We start from the raw sequence: 22,823 nt of genomic DNA on the forward strand, positions 1-22,823 counted from the left end.
GTCCGGGGGTGCCGGACACACTCGTGGGCGGTGCCGATGGCGGCACCGCCCACGAGACCGGTTTCGCGGTGACCCTTTCCGCCGGCCGGTCGAATGCTCTGTTCCCTCTGTTCCCTCTGTTCCCTCTGTTCCCTCTGGCCCCTCTGGTGTGATGCGTTGGTACCTCGGTGTCCGTTCCGGCCGTTCCGTTCCGGTCCGGGCCCGTCCGCGGCTGCTCAGCTCACCCGCGGCCACCCACGTCCGGCGCCCCCGCCGTCCGTGGTGCCCGGTGCCGTCACTCGGCCGGGCGGTCGGTCAGCCGACGGTGTCGGAGACCACACCGGCGTTGGAACCGGCCCCGGTACCCGCGCCGTTGTCGGCGGCGGCGGCAGCACTGGCACCGGCCGGCAGCAGGCGGGCCGCGAGCGGGCCGGCGAGCAGGATTTCGGCCATCCGACGGGTGTGGATGCGAGCCATGAATGCCTCCGAGAAGCAGTTAATCGTGCAATGGTCGATCAAGGTGCGCAAGGTTCGCCGGTCAGACGAACACCTGCGGGCTGCGACGCCGGAGGACAGCCTTCCGCAACAAATCGACAAAGCACTAGCCCGCAGGGCGGATTTCGCCCGTTAGCGTGATATCCACTCGACCCGCGCATAACGACCGGGAAAGCGGACAGCGCGCCGACACACCCCGGCCGAGCTGGGAGTTCACCCGGGCAGGCGCCGACGGAGGCGCCCCGGAGGGCGGCGCAGCAGCATCACGCGATCCGCCGGTTGCACCACCCCGGCGCACACGAACCACAAACGCGCCCCTGAAAAGTTCGATCACCCTCCCATGTCGACTTTCCAGGCCATTCACAGACCATCGGAAAGTCACATCATGACGGCGGGGGTGCGGGCGCAGAAAATCCGTCCAGGCGCACGGACATCAGATCATCTTGCCGGGATTCAGAATGCCCAGCGGATCGAAGACCGCCTTCAACTGCCGCTGCAGGTCCAACGCCACCGGGCCCAGCTCACGGGCCAGCCAGTCCCGCTTCAGCAGCCCCACCCCGTGCTCCCCGGTGATCGTGCCGCCGAGCTCCAGCCCGAGTGCCATGATCTCGTCGAAGGAGCGCTGGGCGCGGGCCGTCTGCTCCCCGTCCGAGGCGTCGAAGATGACGATCGGGTGGGTGTTGCCGTCCCCGGCGTGACTGACCACCCCGATGGTCAGCCCGTGCCGCTCCGCGATCACCGCGACACCGTTCAGCATCTCCGCCAGCCGGGAGCGCGGCACCGCCACGTCGTCGATCATCGTGGTGCCCAGCCGGTCCATCGCGGGCAGCGCCATCCGCCGGGCGGCCAGCAGCAGATCGGACTCCGCCTGGTCCTCGGCCGGCACCACCTCGGTCGCCCCGGCCTCCCGGCACAGCTGCGCGACCCGCGCCAGCTCGGCCACCCGGTCCGGCCCGTCGAAGGCCACCAGCAGCAGCGCCTGGGTGGACTCGGGCAGTCCCATCCGCCCCAACTCGTTGACGGCCCGCACCGAGACCGCGTCCATCAGCTCCATCAGCGACGGCGTCAGACCGCGTGCCATCACCTCGCAGACCGCCGCCCCGGCCGCGTCCGCGCTCGGGAACTCCGCCGCCAACGCCAGCTGCGGGGCCGGCGCCGGCCGCAGCGCCAGCACCGCCCGGACCACCACGCCGAGCGTCCCCTCCGAGCCGACGAACAGCCTGGTCAGGTCGTACCCGGCCACGCCCTTCGCCGTCCGGCGGCCGGTGGACAACAGCCGCCCGTCCGCCAGCACCACGTCCAGCCCGAGCACGTACTCGCTGGTGACGCCGTACTTCACGCAGCAGAGACCGCCCGCGCCGGTGCCGATGTTGCCGCCGATCGTGCAGGACTCCCAGCTGGACGGGTCCGGCGGGTACGAGAGACCCGACTCCTCGGCAGCGCGGGAGAGTTCGGCGTTCACCACGCCGGGCTCGACCACCGCGATCCGGTTCACCGGGTCGATCTCCAGGATCCGGTTCAGCTTCACCAGCGACAGCACGACGCAGCCGTCCACCGCGTTCGCCGCGCCCGACAGCCCGGTCCGGGCGCCCTGCGGCACCACGGGGACGCGCAGCTCGGTCGCGGTCCGCAGCACGTGCTGCACCTGCTCGACCGTCTCCGGGAACACCACCACGGCGGGCTGCCCGGCCGCGCAGAAGCCCGCCATGTCGTGGCGGTACGCGGCGGTCACGTCCGGGTCCACCACGAGGGCCCCGTCCGGGAGGCCCCGTGCCAGTCGGTCCGTCAGATCACTCATCGCCGCCTCCACTCGCCGCCCGCCCGCCCCCACCTCCGCACTCTGCCCGGACGGCAGGGGCCGGGCAAGTGGGCCGCGAAGCGGACGGGTGGGGAGGAGCACCGCGAAGCCTCCGGACGTGGGCGACGCCCGGGGTGCCGACCGGAAAGACGGCCGCGTGGCTCAGGCCCGGCGGAGGGTCGGGGTGGCCAGGGCGGTGAGGCCGGCGGCAGCCGTGGCGAGCGCGCAGAGGAGGGTCGGCAGGGCGGCACCCATCGCGTCCGAGAGCAGGCCCAGCAGGACGTTCGAGAGCACCAGGGCCAGGCTCTGCACGAGCGTCAACAGGGCCTGGACGCGCGAGAGATGGGTCTGCGGCGCGCCGGTCAGCACCAGCGGGCCGAGGTGGCAGGCGAAGAGCCCCGAGCCGAGACCCGCCACCGTACTGCCGGCCACCGCCGCCGCCGGTCCCGCGGCCGCCGCCAGCAGCGCGATCCCCGCCGACGCCGCACAGAGCCCGGCCGCCGCCCCCACCCCGGCCCGGGGAAGCGCGCCCCGCCGGGCGACCAGGCCGGCCACCGCCAGTACCCCGGCCGCCTGCCCGGCGCTCACCAGTCCCGCCGTTCCGGCCGCCCAGCCGTGCGCCCGGGCGAGCAGCGGGCCGAGCAGTGACACCACCGGCAGCAGTGCCCCGGCCGCCACGCCGGTGAGCAGCAGCGCGGCCCGCAGCAGCGGGTCCGCCAGGGCGAGCCGGACGCCGGACGCCGCGTCGCGCAGCAGGCCGGCCCGTGGACCGGACGGCCCGTCCGCCCGGGGGCGCACCCGCCGCAGGACCAGCAGGACGACCCCGAAGCTCGCCGCGTCCGCCAGCGCCACGCCGGACAGTCCGCCGCCCGCGACCAGCAGGCCGCCCAGCGGCGCCCCGAGCAGGACGGCGGTCTGCCCGCCGGCCTGCCGCAGGGCGAGTGCCCGGGGCAGCCGGTCGGCGGGTACCAGCCGGCGCGGCATCGAACCGCTCGCCGGGAGGTGGAAGGCGTCCACCGTCCCGATCACGGCGGCCGCCGCGACCAGCAGCCACAGCGGCGTCCCCCGGTCTGCCGCCACCAGCGCCAACGCGACGGTCGCGGCCAGCATCACCGTGTCCCCGACGATCATCACCCGACGGGCGCCGAACCGGTCCGCGACCGCACCGCCCAGCAGGACCAGCGCGGTGCGCGGCACCGTGATCGCCGTCAGGACCAGTCCGGCCGCTCCACCACCGTGCGCGGACGCGGCCCAGCCGAGGCCGAAGTACAGCGCGGCGTCGCCCAGCAGTCCGGCCTGGACACCGGCCAGCCAGAGCAGGTACGTCCGGGGCAGCGCAGCCCGCGGCGACGGGCCGGAGCCGCTGGTGGTGGAGGCGGTGGTCATGCCGGGCGACGCTAGGGCCCTCGACCTGGTCGAGGGCAACCACCGCTACCGGCGGACCACCGGCTCCTGGAGCTCGGTGACCCATCCGGCCCGGTCCTCCGGGCACTCCAGGTACAGCTCCCGGGCGTAGCCAGCCGAGCGGTAGCCGTTCCCCTCGATGAAGCGGGCCAGTTCCTGGACCGTGCCCAGCACCTCGTCCATCGGACCGCGGTGCACGATCGTCGCCGCCTCCTCGATCGGCGGCAGGTCGAGCACCTCGAAGTCGTGCGCGTCCGGCCGCACCGACGGGCCGACCGGGACGGCGACCAGGACCAGCACCGAGCCGTTGCCCTCCGGCGCGTCCTGGTAGCGGGCGACGGACGGGCCGGTCGCCTCGATCCCGGCCTCGGCCAGCCGCCGGCACAGCTCGGCGAACAGCGGCCCGATCACCGGTCCGATGTCCTCCGGCTCGTAACTCGCGGCCACACCGGCCAGTTGGGCCACCCGGACGGCCGGCACCGACTTCACCACAACATCGTGCGTGGACATGGTCCCCTCACTCTCGATCGTCCGGAGCCTCGCCTCCACCCGGGTCAGCCGCAGCTCGTCGGCCGCGATCGCCTCGGCGAGCTGGGCCCGCCGCAGCCGCAGCATCCCGCGCAGTTCGGCCGCGTCCACCTGCTCGTCCAGGACGGCGCGCACCTGCTGCAGCGTGAAGCCGAGCTCCTTGAGCGCGATCACCCGGTTGAGCCGGGCGAGTTGGGACGCCTCGTAGAAGCGGTACCCGCTGACCGGGTCCACGCGAGCGGGCCGCAGCAGCCCGATCGCGTCGTAGTGGCGCAGCATCCGCACCGACACCCGGCCGTGGCTGGCGAAGTCTCCGATGTTCAACATGATGCGACCACTCCATCCCCTGCCACCGTGTCAGGGTCAACCCGGCCGCCCGCATCCGTTTCCCGGCCGCTCCACAGCCGGCGACCGCGGCCACCGGGGAAACACCGAGGGCGGGTGCCGAGTGGTCTCGGCACCCGCCCTGAGCAGGTGGTTCTCCTACCGGCGGAGAGCGTGGGATTCGAACCCACGGTACGGGGTCACCGCACGACAGTTTTCAAGACTGTTCCCTTAGGCCGCTCGGGCAGCTCTCCAGGCGGAGGTCAGCCTAACGGGTCCGGCGGGGTTCGGCGCACACCTTTCGGCGCGGGCGGGGGTCACTGGTCGCCCTCGCGCTGGCCGAGGGTGACCTTGGTGTTGAAGGTCTGGCCGTTGCGGGTGTACTCGACGTCGACGGTCTCGCCGGGCTTGTGCGTCCAGATCCGGCTGACCAGGGCGGGGCCGTTCTCGATCGGGACGCCGCCGAGCTTGGTGATGACGTCGCCCGGCTTGAGGCCGGCCTTGTCGGCCGCGCCGCCGGGGGTGACGGCGGGCTGGCCCTGGATGTCCTTGGTCTGGATCTGCGCGCCGTCGCCCTTGTAGTCGTCGTTGCGCAGCACGTCGAGCTTGGCGTAGACCGGCTTGCCGGTCTTGATCAGGGTGTCCGCGACCCACTTGGCCTGGTTGATCGGGATGGCGAAGCCCAGGCCGATGCTGCCGGCCCGGCCGTTGGCGGAAGCGTTGGACTGGATCGCCGAGTTGATGCCGATCACCGCGCCGCCGGAGTCGAGCAGCGGGCCGCCGGAGTTGCCGGGGTTGATCGAGGCGTCGGTCTGGAGGGCGTTCATGTACGAGGCCTGCGAGCCGGTCTCGTCGCCGGAGGCCACCGGGCGGTCCTTGGCGCTGATGATGCCGCTGGTGACGGTGGACTCCAGGCCGTACGGCGCGCCGATCGCGATGGTGGCGTCGCCGACGTTGACCTTGTCGGAGTCGGCCAGCGGCAGCGGGGCCAGCTTGCTCTTGGGCGGGTTGTCGATCTTGACCACGGCGACGTCGTAACCCTCGGCGTGGCCCAGCACCGAGGCGCTGTACGAGGTGCCGTCGGCGAACTTGACGGTCAGTTTGCCGCCGTTGAGGGTCGGCGCCACCACGTGGTTGTTGGTGAGGATGTGGCCCTCGGTGTCGAAGACGAAGCCGGTGCCGGTGCCCGACTCGCCGTTGCCCTGCGCCTTGATGGTGACGACGCTGGGCAGCGCCTTCTGCGCGATGGCGGCGATCGAGCCGGGGGCGGCCTCGTTCTTCTGGGTGTCGCTGGCCTGGACGGTGGTGCTGCGGTGGTCGTTCGGGGAGCTGCTGCTGTCGGCGCGGTTGGCGACGGTCACGCCGAGCGTGCCGCCGGCCACACCGGCGACCAGCGCGACGGCCGCGATCAGGGCGACCAGGCCGCCGCGCTTCTTGCGCGCGCCGGGGCCGGCCGGACCGCCGGGGTAGTCCGCCGGGTAGCCGAGCGGGCCCGCCGGGCCACCGGGGTGGCCCGCGCCGCCGGAGGTGGAGTCGTGGGTGGGGCCCCAGCCACCGAGCGGCTGGCCGGCCCCGAAGGGGTGGTGGCCGTGCGCGGCGGGGGCGGCGGGAACGGCCGGAGCGGCGCCGTACCCCTCGTGCGCGCCGACGGCGGGGACCCCGTGGGTCGGGGTGGCGTACGGGTTGCCGACCGGCGGCAGGGCCGGGGCCTGCGGGGCGGGCGGCAGGACGGGCGGCGGCGCGTCGATGTAGCCGGTGGCCGGGTCGACGGCAGGCTCCTCGGCGGCGGGCGCGGCAGGCGCCACGGGCGGCACGGGGGCCACGGGGGCGGCGGGGGCCTCCGGTGCGGGCACCTTGGTGAAGGCGACGGTCGGCTTGTGCCCGCCCTCGGCCGAAGGCGCGTCGACCGGGCCCTGCCCGGACTCGACGGCACCGGCCTCGACGGCACCCGCCTCCGGCTCGGGCACCCGCCGGAAGGCCATGGTCGGCTGGTGCCCGCCCTGAGCGGGGCCCTCGGAAGCGGACTCGGCCGCTCCCCGGCCGGCGGGCTGCTCCCCCTGCGGCCCGGTGGGCCCAACCTCGCGCTCGGTGCTCACGGACGACCTCCATAGCTGGCAGAACCAAGGACCATAGTTTTTCGCACTGTCGATTCGATTGCCGTAAGGACCCCTCTGAAGAACTCATAAGAATCCTTAGCCGGCACCGACGCCGGTACCGGCGGCCGAGGCTCCCCTCCCCCGCCGGACGTCCCGCGATGGACCGCGACTCCCTCGGCCTTGGGCGTTCGCCCCCGTGCCGGTTAGCCTGTCGCTCCAAACTGACACGCGGGAGCTTGGACCCACCAGGCTGAGAGTGCGCATGTCGACCGTACGCCACACGAGTGGCGGACGTTCGAGGGGGCGCTGACCGCCGGAACCTGTCCGGGTAATGCCGGCGTAGGGAGTATCGGCCATGCCGCCTGCTTCGCCATCCTCTTCTTCGGGCGCGAACGCCACCTCTTCGAGTGCGACCGCCGTCCTGGAGCGCCCCGAGGCCCCCCTGGTCCTGGACACCGAGCCGCCGCGCACGCTGCGCTTCCGGGACCACTTCGCGCTCTGGATGAACCTGGGCGTCAGCCTGATCGGCTTCTCCACCGCCGCCACCGTGCTCGGCGCCCCCGGCAGTGAGCTGTCGCTGGCCGCCGCGGTGACCGCGATCGCGATCGGTACGGCGGTCGGCACCGCGATGCTCGGCGTGGCCGCACTGATCGGCGCCCGCACCGGCGCCCCCGCGATGGCGAACCTGCGCGGGCTGTTCGGCACCCGGCTGTCCTACCTGCCGACGGTGCTGAACATCGTGCAGTGCGTCGGCTGGGGCGTGTTCGAGCTGCTGACCATCTCGGCGGGCGCGCAGACCGTCGCGCACACCGCCGGCTACCGCTGGCTGTTCGTCCTGCTCGCCGGCGCGCTGACCACCGCGCTGACCATCTGGCCGCTGGGCTCGATCGCGGTGCTGCGCCGCTTCGTGGCCGGGGCGGTCGCGGTGGCGATGGTGTACTTCACCGTCCAGCTGGGCCGCCAGGGCGTGCCGGACCCGGGCGCGGGCAACTGGCACGGCTTCCTGGGCGCCACCGACGCGATGATCGCGGTGTCGGTCTCCTTCGTCCCGCTGGCCGCCGACTACACCCGGCACTCGCGTACCCCGCGCTCGGCGTTCTGGGGCAGCTTCTCCGGCTACACGATCGCCCAGGTCTGGTGCTACGTGCTCGGCCTGATGGCGCTGCTGCAGTCGGACGGCGACCCGAACCGGATCTTCGACTCCTTCCTCGGGGTCTGGGCGGGCTGGCTGTTCCTGCTGGTGCTGGTGCTGCGCGAGACCGACCAGTCCTTCGCCAACGTGTACTCGACCGCGATGTCGGTGCAGAACCTGCTGCCGAAGGTGGACCGCCGGGTGCTCTCCGGCGCGATCGGCGCACTGACCACCGTGCTGGCGCTGCAGATCGACGAGTTCACCGACACCTACTACGGCTTCCTCGGCCTGATCGGCTCGGTGTTCGTGCCGCTGCTGGCGGTGCTCGCGGTGGACTACTTCCTCGGCGCCGGCCGGCGCGGCTGGGACCTCTCCGCCGACGCGCCGTCCCGCTGGCTGATGCTGCTGCCGTGGGCGCTGGGCTTCGCGGTCTACCAGTTCATCGCGCCGACCAAGGTGGCCGACTGGTGGACGGACTTCTGGACCTCCGCCCAGGAGGCGCTGCACTTCACCCCGCAGGAGTGGACCTCCGCCTCGCTGTTCGCCTTCCTGGTGCCCGCCCTGGCCACCTGGGCGCTCACCCCGCTCAGCCGCCGCGCCAACCGCCGCTGAGGAGACCGGGCAAGCGCAGGCGCAGACGGCCCCACGGGTTGGGGCCGTCTTTGTCCGCGCTTCACCTCCGCCGCCTATCGTTGGCCCTGTGACCAGCCCAGACCTGTCCTCGACGACGGCGCGCACCGTGCCCCCCGTCCAGGTGATCGCCCACCGCGGTTCCTCCCACGCCCTGCCCGAGCACACCCTCGCGGCCTACCGGCGCGCGCTCGACGAGGGCGCGGACGCGCTGGAGTGCGACGTCCGGGTCACCGCCGACGGCGCGCTGGTCTGCGTGCACGACCGCCGGATCGGCCGGGTCTCCAACGGCCGCGGCACCGTCTCGGCCATGACCCTCACCGAGCTGGAGGCGTACGACTTCGGCGCCTGGAAGACCGGCCGCCCCAGCACCGACCCGGAGCTGCGCGGGGTGCTGCGGCTGGAGCGGCTGCTGGAGCTGGTGGTGGAGTGCGGCCGCCCGGTGGACCTGGCGATCGAGACCAAGCACCCGGTGCGCTTCCGGGGCCGGGTGGAGGCCGAACTGCTGCGGACGCTGGAGCGGTTCAGGATCGGCGCGACCCGGGACGGCGACCGCCCGTCCGCCCGGATCATGAGCTTCTCCTCGGTCGCGCTGAACCGGGTGGCCGCCGCCGCGCCGGAGTACCGTCAGGTCTTCCTGTTCGAGCGGACCCTGCCGCTGATCGGCCGCCTGCGCGCCGGCTCGCCGCTGCCGGGCGGGGCGCGGATCGCGGGCCCGGGCATCGAGCTGGTGCGGGCCCGCCCGCAGCTGGTGACCCGGCTGCGCGAGCTGGGGCACGAGGTGCACGTGTGGACGGTGGACGAGCCGGCCGACGTCGAGCTCTGCCTGGAGCTCGGAGTGTCGGCGATCATCACCAACCGGCCCGCGGAGGTGCTGGCGCAGCTCGGACGGTGATCCGCCGACGCGCCGAAGGCCATACCCGTCCGATCCGATCATGCTGGTCGGCAGTCAAACCTTCCTCGCACGAAATTGCCGGAATTCTTGCATCCGGGCGACAGAGGGTGAGCGCGGAATGACCTGATGTCGACCGTCGGTTGCCGCACTCGAAATGGGCTCGCGGGATCGTCCGGTGCTCGTTTCCGACGCATTACCAAGGGGCATCTCTCCCTCGGCATACGCTGAAGGAGGTCCGGGGGTGGCGTTGATGGTGGCGCGTACTGTGCCCACAGGAGTTGGGCCGACCTCATCGACCATGGCAGTGCCGCACGGCCCAGCGAGTGTCGGGGTCGCACGGCGCCGACTGCGTCGAGATCTGGGTGACCGGCAGATACCGGAACCGGTCATCGATGATGCTGTTCTGATCCTTTCCGAGCTGTTGAGCAACGCCTGTCGGTACGCCCGTCCGCTCGGCCCGCTGCCGGCACTGGGCCGCAGCGCCCGGGCCGAGGTGCTCGGACAGGTGCTGGTCGGCCTCCCGTCCGGGGCGCACTCCGCGCAGGGCGGCCGGGAGTCCGCCGAGGGCCCGGACGAGCCGCACGGCGGGGTGCTGATCCGCTGGCAGATGCACGCCGACGGGGTGCTCACCCTGGAGGTCACGGACGGCGGGGCGGCCACCCGGCCGCTGCCCGCGAGTCCCTCGCTGACCTCCCGCGGCGGCCGCGGCCTGAGCATCGTGGACCAGCTGGCCAGCGACTGGGGCGTGCGCGACGCCCCGGGCGAGGTCACGGTCTGGGCGGCGCTGCCCGCCCGGGCCCGGCACGCCCGGCACACCGGGGGCGATGCCCGTAGCGCGTGAGCCGGGCCCGGGGAATGTGTCGTTAGGCTTCCCGGAACACAGAACCACCGTTCCCGGGAGAGCCGCAGCATGGGCAAGAAGGCCGCCAAGAAGGCGCCGCAGCGCCAGTCCACCACCGCCGTCACGGGCGAGATCCCCGTGGTCGGGGCCCGCGAGGACTGCCCCTGCGGCTCGGGCCGCCGGTACAAGGCGTGTCACGGCCGGGAGGCCTCGCACGCGGTGCAGGAGCTGGTGCACCGCCCGTTCGAGGGCCTGCCGGGCGAGGCCGACTGGGTGGCGCTGCGCGAGCTGGTGCCCGCCGCCACGGTGCCGCTGACGCTGGCCGCCGGGGTGGCCGAGGGCGCGACCGGCGACGTCCCGTCGGTGACCCTGGCCACCGTGCTGCCGCTGGCCTGGCCGGCCCTGCGCCGCCAGGACGGCTCGATCCTGCTCGGCCTGCAGACCCAGTCCGCCTCCGGCGACCTCAGCCGCGACCTCGCGGACGCCCTGGAGCTGGCCCTGGCCACCGAGCCGGGCAGCCCGGTGCCGGCCCGCCGGACCGTCCCGGGCGGGCGCCGCCTGCAGGACCTGCTGGACACCACCGCCGCGTTCACGCCCACCGTGCACACCGGCTTCGAGTTCTGGCTGGAGGACGCCGAGTCCGCCACCGGCGAGGTCGCCGCCTCCCTGGAGCGCGCCAACGCCTCGGCCATCCCGACCGAGAAGCTCGCCGGCGTGGACTCCGCCTACTGGTGCGGCACTCCGGACAAGAACCACCTGCGCTGGGTGATGACCGTGCCCGAGGAGCAGCTGCTGGACGCGCTGGCCCGGCTGAACGCGGCCGGCGAGGCCTCGCTCGGCGCGGACACCCGTCTGGTCGGCTCCTTCCGCGCGCACGGCCTGACCGTCCCGGTGTGGGACCTCCCGCTCGCGATGACCGCCGCCGACTGCGAGAAGCCGGCCGCCGAGTTCGCCGAGCGGCTCGCCGCCGTGCTCGCCGACGGAACCCCGCTGACCGCCGAGGAGCGGCGCGCCCGCGCGAACCTGGTGAACCGTCAGGTCACCTTGAACTAAAGCGCACCGGATCTGCGTGATACGCGTCACATTGCCACGGTGAACGCGCAATTTCCGGGCGTGCAGGGCGTCTTGGAAATTGGCGCGGGCGCGGATCCTTGTTACTGTCTAAAGAGTCCGGCCGCTGGTGCATCCCCCGTCGCCAGCGGCCGGATCTTTTGTTTTTCCGGAACGCCCCGGCGGACGGCCTCGACGCCCCGCCCGGACCCGGTGATCCTCAGTAGGCCGAGCGTCCGCTGTCCAGCCGGACCGTCGCCTCCACCAACTCCCCCAGCAGCGGCCCGACCTGCGGCAGCCAGACCCCGCCACCGACACCCGGCCGCGGCGCGAGCACCCAGCGCACCCTCCCCCAGCCTCCGGCCGGGGGGACCCCCACGGCCGCGCCGCCGGGCGGCAGCGGCAGGAAGCCGCCCGGCCCGTGATAGCGCAACGATCCAGGCACCCAGGGGAGTTGGGCGAGCATCTCGCCGAGCACGTCCAGCGAGTACGGTGCCACCAGCAGCGCGTAGCGGCCCGGCATCGCCAGCACCGGTCCGAGCGGCAGCCGCAGCGCGCCCAGGTAGGCCAGCGCCCGGGCACCGGCCGCCGCGGGCAGGCTGACCGCCGAGACCGTGGAGCCGGTCGCGGCCAGCACCGGCGCGTCCGGGCTCTGCCGCTCCCACCACCAGCGCACCATCCGGGTGTCGGTGGTCGCGGCCAGCAGCGAGGGGTCGTGCGGGTGTGCGCCGGGGACGGTGCAGTCCCGGTCACCGCAGGAGCAGCAGCCGTCGCGCAGCACGGCGCCCGGCACCACGGGCCAGCGGTGGTCGACGGCGGCCGTCAGGGCCGCGGCCAGTCGGGCGGCACGCTCCTGCGACCGGCCCTTCGGGTTCTCACGCATGGCGCTCGTTCCTTTCCCTGACCGCTCGGTTCGCTCCGCCCCGCCGGCGTCCGTCGGGATCCTCCGCACGGGCCGGCCGCGGCACGGCCCGGGCGGCACGGAGCGGGGCGGGCGGCAACGCGGACGGCGCGGCTACGACGTGGAGCGGGTGTGGAGCACGACATGAAAGGGCCGCGCACCGGCACAGCCCTTGGAACGAGAATCCCGTACGCGACCGGATGGACGCCGCCCGGGCGCGCTTGGTTCCACCGTACGAGTGAGAGAGTTCCGGCCAGCCCGGCTCGCGGGCGGCACGGACATACGATCCGGACGGCCGCCCGGGCCGTCCTCCCGGTTCTGCCCGTTCGCGGCCCGCTCCATGCCTCCCGGTCCGCCCGGCGCGTACGCGAGCCCTGCACGCCCCCCGACCGGGTCGCGACGGGTGTGGAACGGACCACCGCGTCGTCCTGGATCTGGACATGCCCCGAATGGCCTGTGTAGAAGTGGTGGCATTGCTGTCGATCAATGACGAGTAGTAGCGAATCGAGGCGAAACACGCCCATTGGCCGTGCTCGCTCCACATTGGCCGTACCTGGGGGTTTCGCATGGCACGTAGCACCGCGTCAGGAGTGGCGGCATGAACGAGTCCCACCCGTCGACGGCCCTCCCGTCGACGACGACCGCCGAGCCGGGCGAACCCGGCTGCGCAGGCGGGCTCACCGTCCTCGACCCGCCGGACCTGCCCGGCCGGGTCGACGTCCCGGACGGCACGGCGGACGGACGCACGGCGCCGTCCGCTGCGGTGCAGGACCGTTTGGCCGGACGCCTGTCCGATATCACCAGCCTGCACGAACACACCGAGCGGCTCGCCCGCACCCGCGGCCTGGCCGCCACCCTGGACACCGTCCTCGCCTCCGGAGCCGCCCTGCTCGGCGCCCGGCGCGGCATGCTGGTCACCAGGCTGCCCGGCGGCGGGCCCGGCCAGCCGGTCGGCTTCGGCCTCGACCGCGCCAGCCTCGGCGCCCTGGAGACCGTCCCGACCGAGCAGAGCCTGCTGGCCAGGCTGCTGCGCGAACGGGACCGGCCCGCGCAGCTGCACTCCCACGACCTCGCCGAGGACCCGGCCATCGGCGACCGGCTGCGCGAACTCGCCGTCCACCTCGGCCTCGGCGGCGCCTTCGGCCTGCCGCTCGCCACCCCCGAGGACGGCCCGCTCGCCGCCGCCCTCTGGTTCTGGGACGAGCCCGCCGAACCGACCGGATGCCGGCGCGAACTGGCCCGCCACTACTGCGAGATCGCCGCCCCGCTGCTCGCCAAGCAGCTGGAGTCGGACCGGATCTCGCGCACCACCGAGGCACTGCGCCGCGGCCTGCTGCCGGACCGGCTCCCCCAGGCCGCCGGACTGCGGCTGGCCGCCCGGATCGTCCCGGCCGGGCTGGAGCGCTCCTGCGGCAGCGACTGGTACGACGCGATCCCGCTGCCGGACGGCACCATCGGCCTCACCGTCGGCTCCGTCTCCGGCGACGGCCCCGGCGCGGGCCCGGGCTCCGCCCCCGGCGCGGCCGCCGCGATGGGCCGGGTCCGGTCCGCGCTGCGGGCCTACGCGGTGCTGGAGGGCGAGGACCCGGTCTCCGTCCTGGGGGACCTGGAGCTGCTGCTCAAGACCACCGAGCCGGCCCGCACCGCCACCGCCGTCTACGCCTGGGTCGAGCCCGAGGAGCGCCGGATCACCCTGGCCGGCGCCGGGCACTGCCCGCCGGTCCTGGTCGGCCGGCACGGCGCCGAGTTCGTGGAGACCTCGCTCTCCGCCCCACTCGGCATGCTGGCCTGCTGGGAGGCCCCCGGGGTGGAGTTCACCGCGGAGCGCGGCGACACCCTGCTGCTCTACACCGAAGGGCTGGCCCGCCGCTGCGGCCCGACCCTGCACGCCGGGCAGGCCAACCTGCGCCGGGCCGCCGCCGACGCCCCGCGCGACGTGCGGATCGACCCGGACCGGCTCTGCGCCCACCTGCTGGCCGTCTGCCCGGACCCGGACGCCGCGACCACGGCCACCGACGACCTGATGCTGCTGGCGGCCCGCTTCGAGTGACCGTTCGGGCCCGGAACAAACGGGCGGCCGGGCGTCCGTACCATGGACGCACGGCCGCCCGCGCGTGTCGCGATCCGACACCTCCCCCGAGGGGCGGCGGTACCACCCCCCAAGGAGGCGTTGCACGTGACCGAGGACCGTACCCCCGCGGTGGCCGAGAACCCCGAGGCCGAGGGCGGCGAGGAGCCGGAGCAGCACAAGGGCCGCAAGAACGGCCTCTACGGCGAGGTCTCCGACGAGCTGGCCGCCTCGATGAAGTCCGGCTGGGCCGACACCGAGCTGCACGACCTCGCCCCCGTCGCCCAGGCCCCGTACGCGGCCGAGCGCCGCGCCAAGCTGTCCGCCGCCTTCCCCGGCGAGCGCCTGGTCGTCCCGGCCGGCAACCTGCGGGTGCGCTCCAACGACACCGACTACGCGTTCCGCGCCTCCAGCGAGTACGTCCACCTCACCGGTGACCAGACCGAGGACGCGGTGCTGGTCGGCGAGCCGACCGGCGCGGCCGGCCACGAGTTCGTGCTCTACCTGCTGCCCCGCTCGAACCGCGAGAACGGCGAGTTCTGGCTGGACGGCTACGGCGAGCTGTGGGTCGGCCGCCGGCACAGCCTGAGCGAGCAGGAGCAGCTGCTCGGCCTGCCCGCCCGCGACGTGCGCAAGGCCGCCGAGGAGCTGGCCGCGAAGGCCGCGGACTCCGCCGTGCCGACCCGGATCGTCCGCGGCTACGACGCCGGCCTGGAGGCCGCGCTCGCCGACGCCCTGGACGCCGACAAGGACGCCGGGTTCAAGGAGTTCCTGAGCGGTCTGCGGCTGGTCAAGGACGAGTGGGAGATCGGCGAGCTGCGCGCCGCCTGCGACGCGACCGTCAAGGGCTTCACCGACGTGGTCCGCGAGCTGGGCCAGGCCGTCGCCACCTCGGAGCGCTGGATCGAGGGCACCTTCTGGCGCCGCGCCCGGGTCGAGGGCAACGACGTCGGCTACGGCACCATCGCCGCGGCCGGCCCGCACGCCACCACCCTGCACTGGGTGCGCAACGACGGCGACGTGCGCCCCGGCGAGCTGCTGCTGCTGGACGCCGGCGTGGAGACCAGCACCCTCTACACCGCCGACGTCACCCGCACCCTGCCGATCAACGGCCGCTTCACCGAGCTCCAGCGCCGGATCTACGACGCCGTGTACGACGCCCAGGAGGCCGGCATCGCCGCGGTGAAGCCCGGCGCCCGGTTCCGCGACTTCCACGAGGCCTCGCAGCGCGTCCTCGCCGAGCGACTGCTCGCCTGGGGCCTGCTGGACCCGTCGGTGTACGACGTCGAGAAGGTCCTGGAGCTCGGCCTCCAGCGCCGCTGGACCCTGCACGGCACCGGCCACATGCTCGGCCTGGACGTCCACGACTGCGCCCACTCGCGCCGCGAGGAGCACGTCGACGCGCTGCTGGTGCCCGGCATGGTGCTGACCGTCGAGCCCGGCCTGTACTTCCAGCAGGACGACCTGACCGTGCCGGAGGAGTACCGCGGCATCGGCGTCCGGATCGAGGACGACATCCTGGTCACCGCCGACGGCAACGAGAACCTCTCGGCCGGCCTGCCCCGCCGGGCCGAGGACGTCGAGGCCTGGATGGCCTCGCTCGTCTGAGCCGGAGCGCGCACGAGCACGCAAGAGGGCCCGGCCTCCCGAGCAGTGGGAGGCCGGGCCCTTCGGCTGTGACCGGGACCGGTGGCCGGGCGGACCCCTAGCGCCCGAAGACGGACCGCCGGACGGACCGGTGGCCGTTCGACTCCGCGCCCACCCGGATGTCCACGTCGTACTTCGGGGTCTCCCTGAACGTGACCCGGAAGGCGTACTCGACCGTGTCGCCGTTCCGCTTTCCCCCGGGACGGTGACGGCGCAGGCCGTTCCGTCAGGTCACCTGATCGAGATCGTGATCGGGGGGATCGTTCCGGCTGCCCTCTGCCGGGTTCCCTCCGTCCCCGTACCGAAGGACGTGTGACGGGGGTGAAGGGTGCAGGTGGGTTCGAAGAGAATTCCGAAGGGGCCGGGAGGGCTACACTCACCGGCATTCCGCCACCCGTGAGCAGGGGGTTCGCATGGCCGAGCAGAACGTCGACGGCCCGGTCGGTGCCGGAACGGGTACGGCTGTGGAGAGGACCGCGGCCGTCGATCCGGCCGCGGGTACGACTGCGGTCACCGGGACCGCCGTCGGGTCACGGCCGGTGGCCGTCACCATCGGCCGGTGTCCGGAGCCCGTGCACGACGTCGCGGTGTACGCCTTTCCGGGCATGGCGCCGTTCGAGCTCGGCGTGGTGGTCGAGGTGTTCGGGCTGGCGCGGCCCGAGCTGACCGGCCTGCTGGCGGCGCCCTGGTACGGGCTGAAGGTGTGCGCCGACCGCCCCGGGACGCCGCTGGACGCGGTGGGCGGCTTCGCGCTGACCGCCCGGCACGGGCTGGACGAGCTGGCGGCCGCCGACACCGTGGTGGTCCCCGGGGTGCCGAACGCGTTCGACTGCGAAGTCTCCCCTGCCCTGGTGGAGGCGCTGCGCACCGCGCACGGGCGCGGTGCCCGGATCGTGTCGATCTGCTCGGGCGCCTTCGCGCTGGCCGCCGCCGGGCTGCTGGACGGCCGGGAGGCGACCACCCACTGGCGGTACGCCGAGCTGCTCCAGCAGCGGTACCCGGCGGTGCGGGTCGACCCGGACGTGCTGTACGTGGACAACGGCGACGTGCTGACCAGCGCGGGCAGCGCGGCCGGCATCGACCTCTGCCTCCACCTGGTCCGCCGGGACCACGGCGCCAGGGTCGCCAACACGGTGGCCCGCCGCTTCGTGGTGGCACCGCACCGGGACGGCGGGCAGGCCCAGTTCGTCGAGGCGGCCGTCCGCCCGGTCGAGGCCGAGGACGACGGGATCGCCCGCAGCATGCAGTGGGCGCTGGACCACCTGTCGTCCCCGCTGGCCGTCTCGCAGCTGGCCCGCGCCGCCCGGATGTCGGACCGCTCGTACCTGCGGCACTTCACCGCCCGCAACGGGACCAGCCCGATGCGCTGGGTCGTCACCCAGCGCATCGCGGCCAGTCTGGCGCTGCTGGAGTCGCCGGAGGGGACGGTGGAGGAGATCGCCACGGCGGTCGGCTTCGAGAACGCCGCGGCCTTCCGCCACCACTTCGGCCGGGTGATGCGCACCTCCCCGACCGCCTACCGGCGTTCCTTCGGACGCGGAGTGGCCTGAGCGCGCGGCCTACTTCCCGTCGCGCTTCTCCTCGCGTCGGTCCGCGTTGGCGAGGATGGCGTCGTGCAGCCACTGCGCCAGGCCCGGCGCGGTCTTCTCGTAGGCGTCGGTCCAGCGCGGGTCGGAGACGTACAGCCCGGCCAGGCCGCGGTGGATGGTGTACGTGCAGTCGTAGAAGTTCCGGCAGATGTGCTGCCGGTGCTCCTCGGCGAGGTCCGTGGCCACCGTGCCGTCGGCGGGCTCGCCGGCCGTGATCGCCTCGGCCAGGCGGTTGTTGAGCCCGGTCATCTCGGCCTGGATGCGCTGCCAGTCGGCCTTGGAGTAGCCGCCGGTGCGGCGCTGCGACTCGGCCCAGGCCTCGGTGTCGCCCCAGCGCTGCTCGGCCTCCTGCTCCCACTCCTCCTGGTAGCTCTCGCCGAAGATCTCGAACTTCTCCTCCGGGGTCAGCTGAATGCCCATTCTCCGTGCCTCCATGGCGTGTTCGACGGCGGTGGCGAGCTCCTGGAGGTGACTGATCCGGTCGGTGAGCAGCCGGTGCTGCCGCCGGAGGTGTTCGGTCGGGCTGACCGATTCGTCGTCCAGGATCGCCGCGATCTCCTCCAGGGGGAACCCGAGTTCTCGGTAGAAGAGGATCTGCTGCAGCCGGTCGAGGTCGGCGTCCTCGTACCGGCGGTAGCCGGACCGGGTACGGCCGGCCGGGGACAGCAGGCCGATCTCGTCGTAGTGGTGCAGGGTGCGGACGGTCACCTTGGCGATCTTCGCCACGGCGCCGACCGAGTAGCCCTCACTGGTCATCGGAGTTCCTCCCTGGTGCTGACCACCACCCTCGGCTCTCACGTCGCGTGAGGGTCAAGCGGTGGGACCGGGCGCGGGCGCGCCCGCTTCAGGCGCCGGCGCCGGCCAGCGCCCGCTCGCGCCGTCGGCCGCTGCTGCGGCCGTGGCCGCCACCCCCGCCGTTGCCGTCACCCGGTGCGCCGGGCCGCTGCCGGCGGGACCGCTGGGTGGGCCAGAACAGCACGTACGCGGCGGAGACCACCACGAAGGCGAGCCGGACGAAGCCGCGGGCCGCGTCGGACGGCAGGAACAGCGTGCCGCCGTACAGCGCGGCCAGCGCGATCCAGCTCCACCACGGGACGAGCCGCTTCTGCCCGACCGCGTCCCAGAGCAGGGTGCCGAGCAGGATCGAGGCCGTGTAGTACGTGTAGACGCTCGGGTCGAGCAGGATGCGGGCGTCCGCGCCCAGCAGCACCACGGCCGGCCAGCGCCCGCGCCAGACGGCGACGCAGCCGAGCCCGATGCCGAGCGCGAACTGGGTCGGGCGGTCCCACCAGGGGGTGGACGGGTCGGTGACCCCGAACCAGCGCAGTGCGGAGGCGGGCTGGTTCGGGATGGTGAACTTGGCGGCCGCCATGGTGTCCAGGTTGCCCAGGTAGAACGGCAGCCAGGCGATCGCCACCAGGGCGCAGAACCAGAGCGCGGTGCGCAGCCAGGCGGGCCGGGGCAGCGCCAGGATCAGCGGGGCGAAGGCTATCGCCCAGGGTTTGGAGTCCACCGCCAGCGCCAGGAAGACCGCGACCTGGGTGGGCTTGCCGCGGGCCAGGGCGTGCGCGGCGAGGGTGGTGAAGAACAGCGCGAGGACGTCGTCCAGGTGCGCGAAGCGGACGGAGACCTCGACCCACATCGGGATGAACGCCAGCCCGGCGATCAGCAGCCGCTGCTGGAGCCGTCGGTGGTTGGTCCCGGTGCCGAGGTAGTACAGGGCGGCGGTGCGGCCGACCACGACCAGCATCACCAGGCCCAGCCCGGCGCTCACCGCCTCGGCGATCAGCTCGCCGGTGTGCGGTGCGAACGGGGCGGTGAGGCGGGCCGCGGCCAGGCTGACCGGTCCGATCTGGAGCTCCGGGTGGTGGGCGTAGAGCGACAGGCCACCGTCGGGCTGACCGCTGAAGAGCAGCTGCTCGCCCTGGCGCAGGTAGTGCCAGGAGAAGCCACCGCTGGGCTCGACCAGGAAGAACCAGAGCACCGTCCAGGCCGTCAGCAGGACGTGGTGCCTCCGGAGCGGCAGTCCGGCGATCCGCCCGGTCGCCGCCTCGTAGTCGGTGGTGGTCCGTATCGTGCGCGCTTCCCGCACCTGTCCTCTCCCGCCGTTCCGCCCCCCTCCGGCCGGACATCCTATGTGACGGAGGAGAACCGCCCGTGTCGCTCGCACACCCGTCCGACGGGACGGTGCGGGCGGCCCGGGGCACACCGGGAGCGACGCGGGGGCCGGGCCGGCATCAGCCGTGGCCCGGCCCCCGCGGGGAGCACCCTCCGGGTCGGCGCGCTTCGGATCGGCGCGCCTCGGGTCAGCCCTGCTGGGCGGCCTTGCGGCGGCGCAGCACCACGAGGGTGCCGACACCGGCCACCAGGACGGCGCCACCGGTGGCCGCGATGGCGGTGGTGTTGTCACCGCCACCGGTCTGGGCCAGGGCCTTGTCGTTGCCGTCCGCGGCGGCCTTGGCCTTGTCGACGGCGGCCGGGGTCAGCGGCGGCGGGGTGATGACCGGGGGCTCCACCGGGAAGTCGATCGGGCCCGAGGTGTCGCCGCTGCTCTCGGCCGGGGCCGGGGTGGTGGCCGGGCCGGAGGGCTCACCGGTGGCCGGGGTGGTCGGCTTCTCGGTGGGCTTCTCGGTCGGGGTGTCGGTGGGCGTCTCGGTCGGCTTCTGCGTCGGCGTGGCGGTCGCGGTGGCCGACGGGGAACCGCTCGCGGTCGGGCTGGGCTTGCCCGTCTGGGTCGGGGTCGGCGTCGGGCTGGGCTTGCCGGTGTGCGACGAGGTGGGCGTCGGGGTCGGCTTGCCGCCGGGCGCCTTGATGACGAAGCCCGCGCCGCCGTCGCAGCTGAGGTGACCGTTGTCGACCGGCTGGTGGCTGGAGTCGTCGAGCTGGGCCGCGAAGACGACCGGGACGACGCCGGCCCGGCCGAGCGGGGCACCGTCGGCGAAGGAGGCCCGGACCTTGATCGGGACGTTCTTGCCGCGGTTCACCCCGAGCAGGTCATCGCCGGTCGGGTTGCCCTCCGGGCCGAGGGCGCCGAGCAGCATCAGGACGGAGTCGTTCTTCTCCCCGCTCTTGTCGGGGGCGGCCACGGCGGTCTGCCACTCACCCCCGGGGAGCCGGAACTGGACCTTGAGGTCCTTCGCCTGGAGCGAGCCCGCCTTGTTCTTGAACTTGAGCAGCGGGATGAAGACGAAGTCGTGCTTCGTCCGGTTGTCGATCTTGAAGGTGAACTCGCGGGCGTCACCGCCGGCGATGAAGGTGCCGGGCACGCCGTTCAGCGAGAGGTCGAGGCTCGCGTGCGACGCCTTGTCGGCCTGCGGCGCGACGGCGGACGGGGTGCCGGTGGCACCGACGGCCATGGCGCTCTGGGCGCCGGCCAGCACGAGCGAGGACGCGAGCGCGGCGGCGCCGGCAAGGGCAAGACTGCGACGTATGGACAAGGAAGACCTCACGGAAGTGTCCGGGCGAGGCCCGGGCGCGAGGGGGCGGCCACAGACGCCGCGTACTCCCCGCGAAGCTGAAAGTCCGACGGAGAGTACCGAACGACCCGACCGGTCCGGAAGCCGGGTGACCGGCTACGGTCCGGACTCAGGGAAGTGATGCCCGAATCGTCCAACTCTGGCCACCCGTAAGGCTTTTGCGCCGAACCGAGGGATGGCCGACAGGTGACGGGTACACGCCCGGAGGACGGTACCGCACGGCCCCGCGGCGAGCGGCGAATGCGGACCAGCGCCCGGTCCGCCGGGCGCCGGTCCGCACGGGCTCGGGCCCCGGCCTCGACCCGGGAGATCGACCCGCGGAGTCGGCCTTGGGAGATCAGCCCGCGAAGAAGGACTTGGCCGCGATCACCGCCCGCTCGTCACCCAGCACGTCGCCCGGGCGGGTCCCGTTGCCGAGCAGCACCCCGCCCCAGCGCATCCCCATGTACTCGGCGGTCAGCCGGAGGGTGCCGATCAGCGGCTCCGCCTTGTCGTCCCCGGTGGCGAGGGCGGTGACGCCCCAGAGCGTGCCGCCGCCCAGCCGGGCGCGGAAGTCCACCCCGGGCACCCGCATCCAGGCCGACCAGTGGTCGAGGTAGAGCTTGGCGCTGGTCGGCAGCGAGTACCAGTACAGCGGCGCGACGAAGACCAGGTCGGTGGCCGCCAGGGTGGCGTCCAGCAGAGTCCGCTCGTGGCCGGCCGGCTCGGGGTAGCTGCCGTCGCCGGTGTGCCGCAGGTCCCGGAAGGGCGGCAGCGGGTGCTCGTCCAGCCGCAGCCAGCGCTGCTCGGAGCCGCCCGGCAGGCTCGACTCGGCGGCCAGCCGGGCGAGTCGAACCGAGTTGCCGTCGGCCCGCGCGCTGGCGTCGAGGAACAGGAACCGGCGCGACGCCTCGGCGCCGGACTGCTGATCGGCCATCAGGACTCCTCCGTCGTGCGTGCGGTGCGGACGCAGGAGGGAGCAGCCGTCGAACGCCGGTTATTCCGTGCCCGTGCCGCCCCCGGACCGGAACCCGGGGGCGGCCGGCCGACGGTCAGTCGGGCAGTCCGGCCCGGCGGCGGGCGACGGCGGCGACCGCCGCCCAGTCCTTGTCCCCGTCGCCGTGGGCCAGCGCGTCCAGGAAGGCGTCCCGCAGGATGCTGCCGAACGGCAGCGGGACGTTGCGCGCGGCCCCCGCCTCCAGCGCGAGGCCGACGTCCTTGAGCCCGAGCGGCAGCCGGAACCCGGCCGGCTCGTAGCGGCGCTCGGCCACCATCGCGCCGTAGCCGGCGTGGATCGGCCCGGGGAAGAGCGTGCCGGTGAGCATCTCGACCAGGTCGGTCGGCCGGACGCCGTGCGCCTCGGCCAGGCTGCACGCCTCGGCCATCGACTCGATCGCGCAGGCGATCAGGAAGTTGGTGCTGATCTTGGCCGTGTTGGCCTGCCGGGGGCTCTCGCCGAAGTGCCAGGTGCGCTCGCCCATCGCGGCGAACAGCGGCTCGGCCCGCTCCAGCAGCCCGGGCTCGCCCGCGACCAGGATGTTCAGCCGCCCCGCCGCCGCGACCGGCGGCCGGCCGAGGACGGGGGCGGCGACGTAGCCGATGCCGTGCTCGGCGTGCAGCGCCTCGGCCCGCTCGGCGAGGGCGAGCGAGACGGTGGCCATGTTGACGTGCAGGGTCGCCGCGGCGCCGGCCAGCAGCACGGGGTCGAGCAGCAGCTGCTCGACCGCCGTGTCGTTGGCGAGCATGGAGACCACCGTGTCGGCGGCGAACACCTCGGCGAGCGAGTCGGCCGCCTCCGCGCCCTCGGCCACCATGGCGGCCACCGGCTCGGGCGAGCGGTTCCAGACCCTTACGGTGTGGCCGGCCCGCAGCAGGCTGCCGGCCATGCCGCGCCCCATCGCCCCCAGCCCCACGAAGCCGATCGTCCGCCCGGGCATCCGTGCACTCCTCTCGCCGCCACTGCTCGTGTGCGACCGACTGTATGTCAGGAG

19 protein-coding genes, 1 tRNA gene and 1 riboswitch are annotated in these 22,823 nt (G+C 73.8%); of the genes, 8 read left to right on the plus strand and 12 right to left on the minus strand.

The annotated features are described in order from the left end of the window. Positions 1-294: 294 nt before the first annotated feature. A complete protein-coding gene (locus tag ACIRRH_RS28890; protein ID WP_403073245.1) occupies positions 295-456 on the minus strand; it encodes a hypothetical protein in 162 nt (53 codons plus the stop codon). Between ACIRRH_RS28890 and ACIRRH_RS28895 the strand changes: the two genes are divergently transcribed. Further along, positions 455-610 (plus strand): hypothetical protein, encoded by a 156-nt coding sequence (locus ACIRRH_RS28895; RefSeq protein ID WP_403073246.1) that lies wholly within the window; start codon positions 455-457, stop codon positions 608-610. The genes ACIRRH_RS28890 and ACIRRH_RS28895 overlap by 2 nt on opposite strands. A gap of 297 nt (positions 611-907) precedes the next feature. Here ACIRRH_RS28895 and ACIRRH_RS28900 read toward each other — a convergent pair whose 3' ends face one another. The 5 genes from ACIRRH_RS28900 to ACIRRH_RS28920 all read right to left on the minus strand — a co-directional run bounded on the left by ACIRRH_RS28900 (position 908) and on the right by ACIRRH_RS28920 (position 6,624). Continuing rightward, complete coding sequence (locus tag ACIRRH_RS28900) at positions 908-2,272, minus strand: FAD-binding oxidoreductase (protein WP_403073247.1); 1,365 nt, start codon at positions 2,270-2,272, stop codon at positions 908-910. Positions 2,273-2,434: 162 nt separating this feature from the next. Then, positions 2,435-3,658: an MFS transporter gene (locus ACIRRH_RS28905; RefSeq protein ID WP_403073249.1), complete on the minus strand. Its 1,224-nt coding sequence runs from the start codon at positions 3,656-3,658 to the stop codon at positions 2,435-2,437. Positions 3,659-3,703: 45 nt separating this feature from the next. Further along, on the minus strand, positions 3,704-4,531 hold the full coding sequence (locus ACIRRH_RS28910; protein WP_403073251.1) for a MerR family transcriptional regulator: 828 nt from the start codon (positions 4,529-4,531) through the stop codon (positions 3,704-3,706). Positions 4,532-4,694: 163 nt separating this feature from the next. Beyond that, positions 4,695-4,782 (minus strand) — tRNA-Ser (locus ACIRRH_RS28915). A gap of 63 nt (positions 4,783-4,845) precedes the next feature. Further along, a complete protein-coding gene (locus ACIRRH_RS28920) occupies positions 4,846-6,624 on the minus strand; it encodes a S1C family serine protease (RefSeq protein WP_403073252.1) in 1,779 nt (592 codons plus the stop codon). Between the two features lie 218 nt (positions 6,625-6,842). Then, a riboswitch (TPP riboswitch) is annotated at positions 6,843-6,987 on the plus strand. On the opposite strand from ACIRRH_RS28920, the gene ACIRRH_RS28925 reads away from it, so the two are divergent. From ACIRRH_RS28925 to ACIRRH_RS28940, 4 genes are all read left to right on the plus strand, one after another. Further along, complete coding sequence (locus tag ACIRRH_RS28925) at positions 6,980-8,368, plus strand: purine-cytosine permease family protein (protein ID WP_403073254.1); 1,389 nt, start codon at positions 6,980-6,982, stop codon at positions 8,366-8,368. Its footprint overlaps the riboswitch before it by 8 nt. Positions 8,369-8,456: 88 nt before the next feature. Beyond that, a complete protein-coding gene (locus ACIRRH_RS28930) occupies positions 8,457-9,281 on the plus strand; it encodes a glycerophosphodiester phosphodiesterase family protein (protein WP_403073256.1) in 825 nt (274 codons plus the stop codon). A 421-nt stretch (positions 9,282-9,702) separates the two neighbouring features. Next, the gene (locus tag ACIRRH_RS28935; RefSeq protein ID WP_403073258.1) at positions 9,703-10,122 is read left to right on the plus strand and encodes an ATP-binding protein; all 420 of its coding nucleotides are present in this window, start codon (positions 9,703-9,705) and stop codon (positions 10,120-10,122) included. A gap of 69 nt (positions 10,123-10,191) precedes the next feature. Further along, positions 10,192-11,175 carry a DUF5926 family protein gene (locus tag ACIRRH_RS28940; protein ID WP_403073260.1) on the plus strand — a complete coding sequence of 328 codons (984 nt, stop codon included), beginning with the start codon at positions 10,192-10,194 and terminating at the stop codon, positions 11,173-11,175. 217 nt (positions 11,176-11,392) lie between these two features. Here the strand turns inward: ACIRRH_RS28940 and ACIRRH_RS28945 are convergent, their stop codons facing one another. Further along, complete coding sequence (locus ACIRRH_RS28945) at positions 11,393-12,055, minus strand: bifunctional DNA primase/polymerase (protein WP_403073262.1); 663 nt, start codon at positions 12,053-12,055, stop codon at positions 11,393-11,395. Positions 12,056-12,671: 616 nt separating this feature from the next. Between ACIRRH_RS28945 and ACIRRH_RS28950 the strand changes: the two genes are divergently transcribed. The 3 genes from ACIRRH_RS28950 to ACIRRH_RS28960 all read left to right on the plus strand — a co-directional run bounded on the left by ACIRRH_RS28950 (position 12,672) and on the right by ACIRRH_RS28960 (position 17,338). Beyond that, positions 12,672-14,123: a PP2C family protein-serine/threonine phosphatase gene (locus ACIRRH_RS28950; protein ID WP_403073263.1), complete on the plus strand. Its 1,452-nt coding sequence runs from the start codon at positions 12,672-12,674 to the stop codon at positions 14,121-14,123. Between the two features lie 126 nt (positions 14,124-14,249). After that, entirely contained in the window at positions 14,250-15,749 is a 1,500-nt protein-coding gene (locus ACIRRH_RS28955) for an aminopeptidase P family protein (RefSeq protein ID WP_403073265.1), read from the plus strand. Between the two features lie 452 nt (positions 15,750-16,201). After that, positions 16,202-17,338: a helix-turn-helix domain-containing protein gene (locus tag ACIRRH_RS28960; protein WP_403073267.1), complete on the plus strand. Its 1,137-nt coding sequence runs from the start codon at positions 16,202-16,204 to the stop codon at positions 17,336-17,338. Between the two features lie 9 nt (positions 17,339-17,347). Here ACIRRH_RS28960 and ACIRRH_RS28965 read toward each other — a convergent pair whose 3' ends face one another. From ACIRRH_RS28965 to ACIRRH_RS28985, 5 genes are all read right to left on the minus strand, one after another. Continuing rightward, positions 17,348-18,133: a MerR family transcriptional regulator gene (locus ACIRRH_RS28965; protein WP_403073269.1), complete on the minus strand. Its 786-nt coding sequence runs from the start codon at positions 18,131-18,133 to the stop codon at positions 17,348-17,350. Between the two features lie 88 nt (positions 18,134-18,221). Next, positions 18,222-19,469, minus strand: a complete 1,248-nt coding sequence (locus tag ACIRRH_RS28970; RefSeq protein ID WP_403073271.1) for a hypothetical protein — start codon at positions 19,467-19,469, stop codon at positions 18,222-18,224. 214 nt (positions 19,470-19,683) lie between these two features. Next, positions 19,684-20,814, minus strand: a complete 1,131-nt coding sequence (locus ACIRRH_RS28975; RefSeq protein ID WP_403073273.1) for an LPXTG cell wall anchor domain-containing protein — start codon at positions 20,812-20,814, stop codon at positions 19,684-19,686. Between the two features lie 376 nt (positions 20,815-21,190). Further along, positions 21,191-21,769: an NAD(P)H-dependent oxidoreductase gene (locus ACIRRH_RS28980; protein WP_403073275.1), complete on the minus strand. Its 579-nt coding sequence runs from the start codon at positions 21,767-21,769 to the stop codon at positions 21,191-21,193. A gap of 115 nt (positions 21,770-21,884) precedes the next feature. Beyond that, positions 21,885-22,820 (minus strand): NAD(P)-dependent oxidoreductase, encoded by a 936-nt coding sequence (locus ACIRRH_RS28985; protein ID WP_403073363.1) that lies wholly within the window; start codon positions 22,818-22,820, stop codon positions 21,885-21,887. Positions 22,821-22,823 lie beyond the last annotated feature (3 nt).

The sequence above is a fragment of the Kitasatospora sp. NPDC101235 genome (genome assembly GCF_044767505.1).
Lineage (GTDB): Bacteria > Actinomycetota > Actinomycetes > Streptomycetales > Streptomycetaceae > Kitasatospora.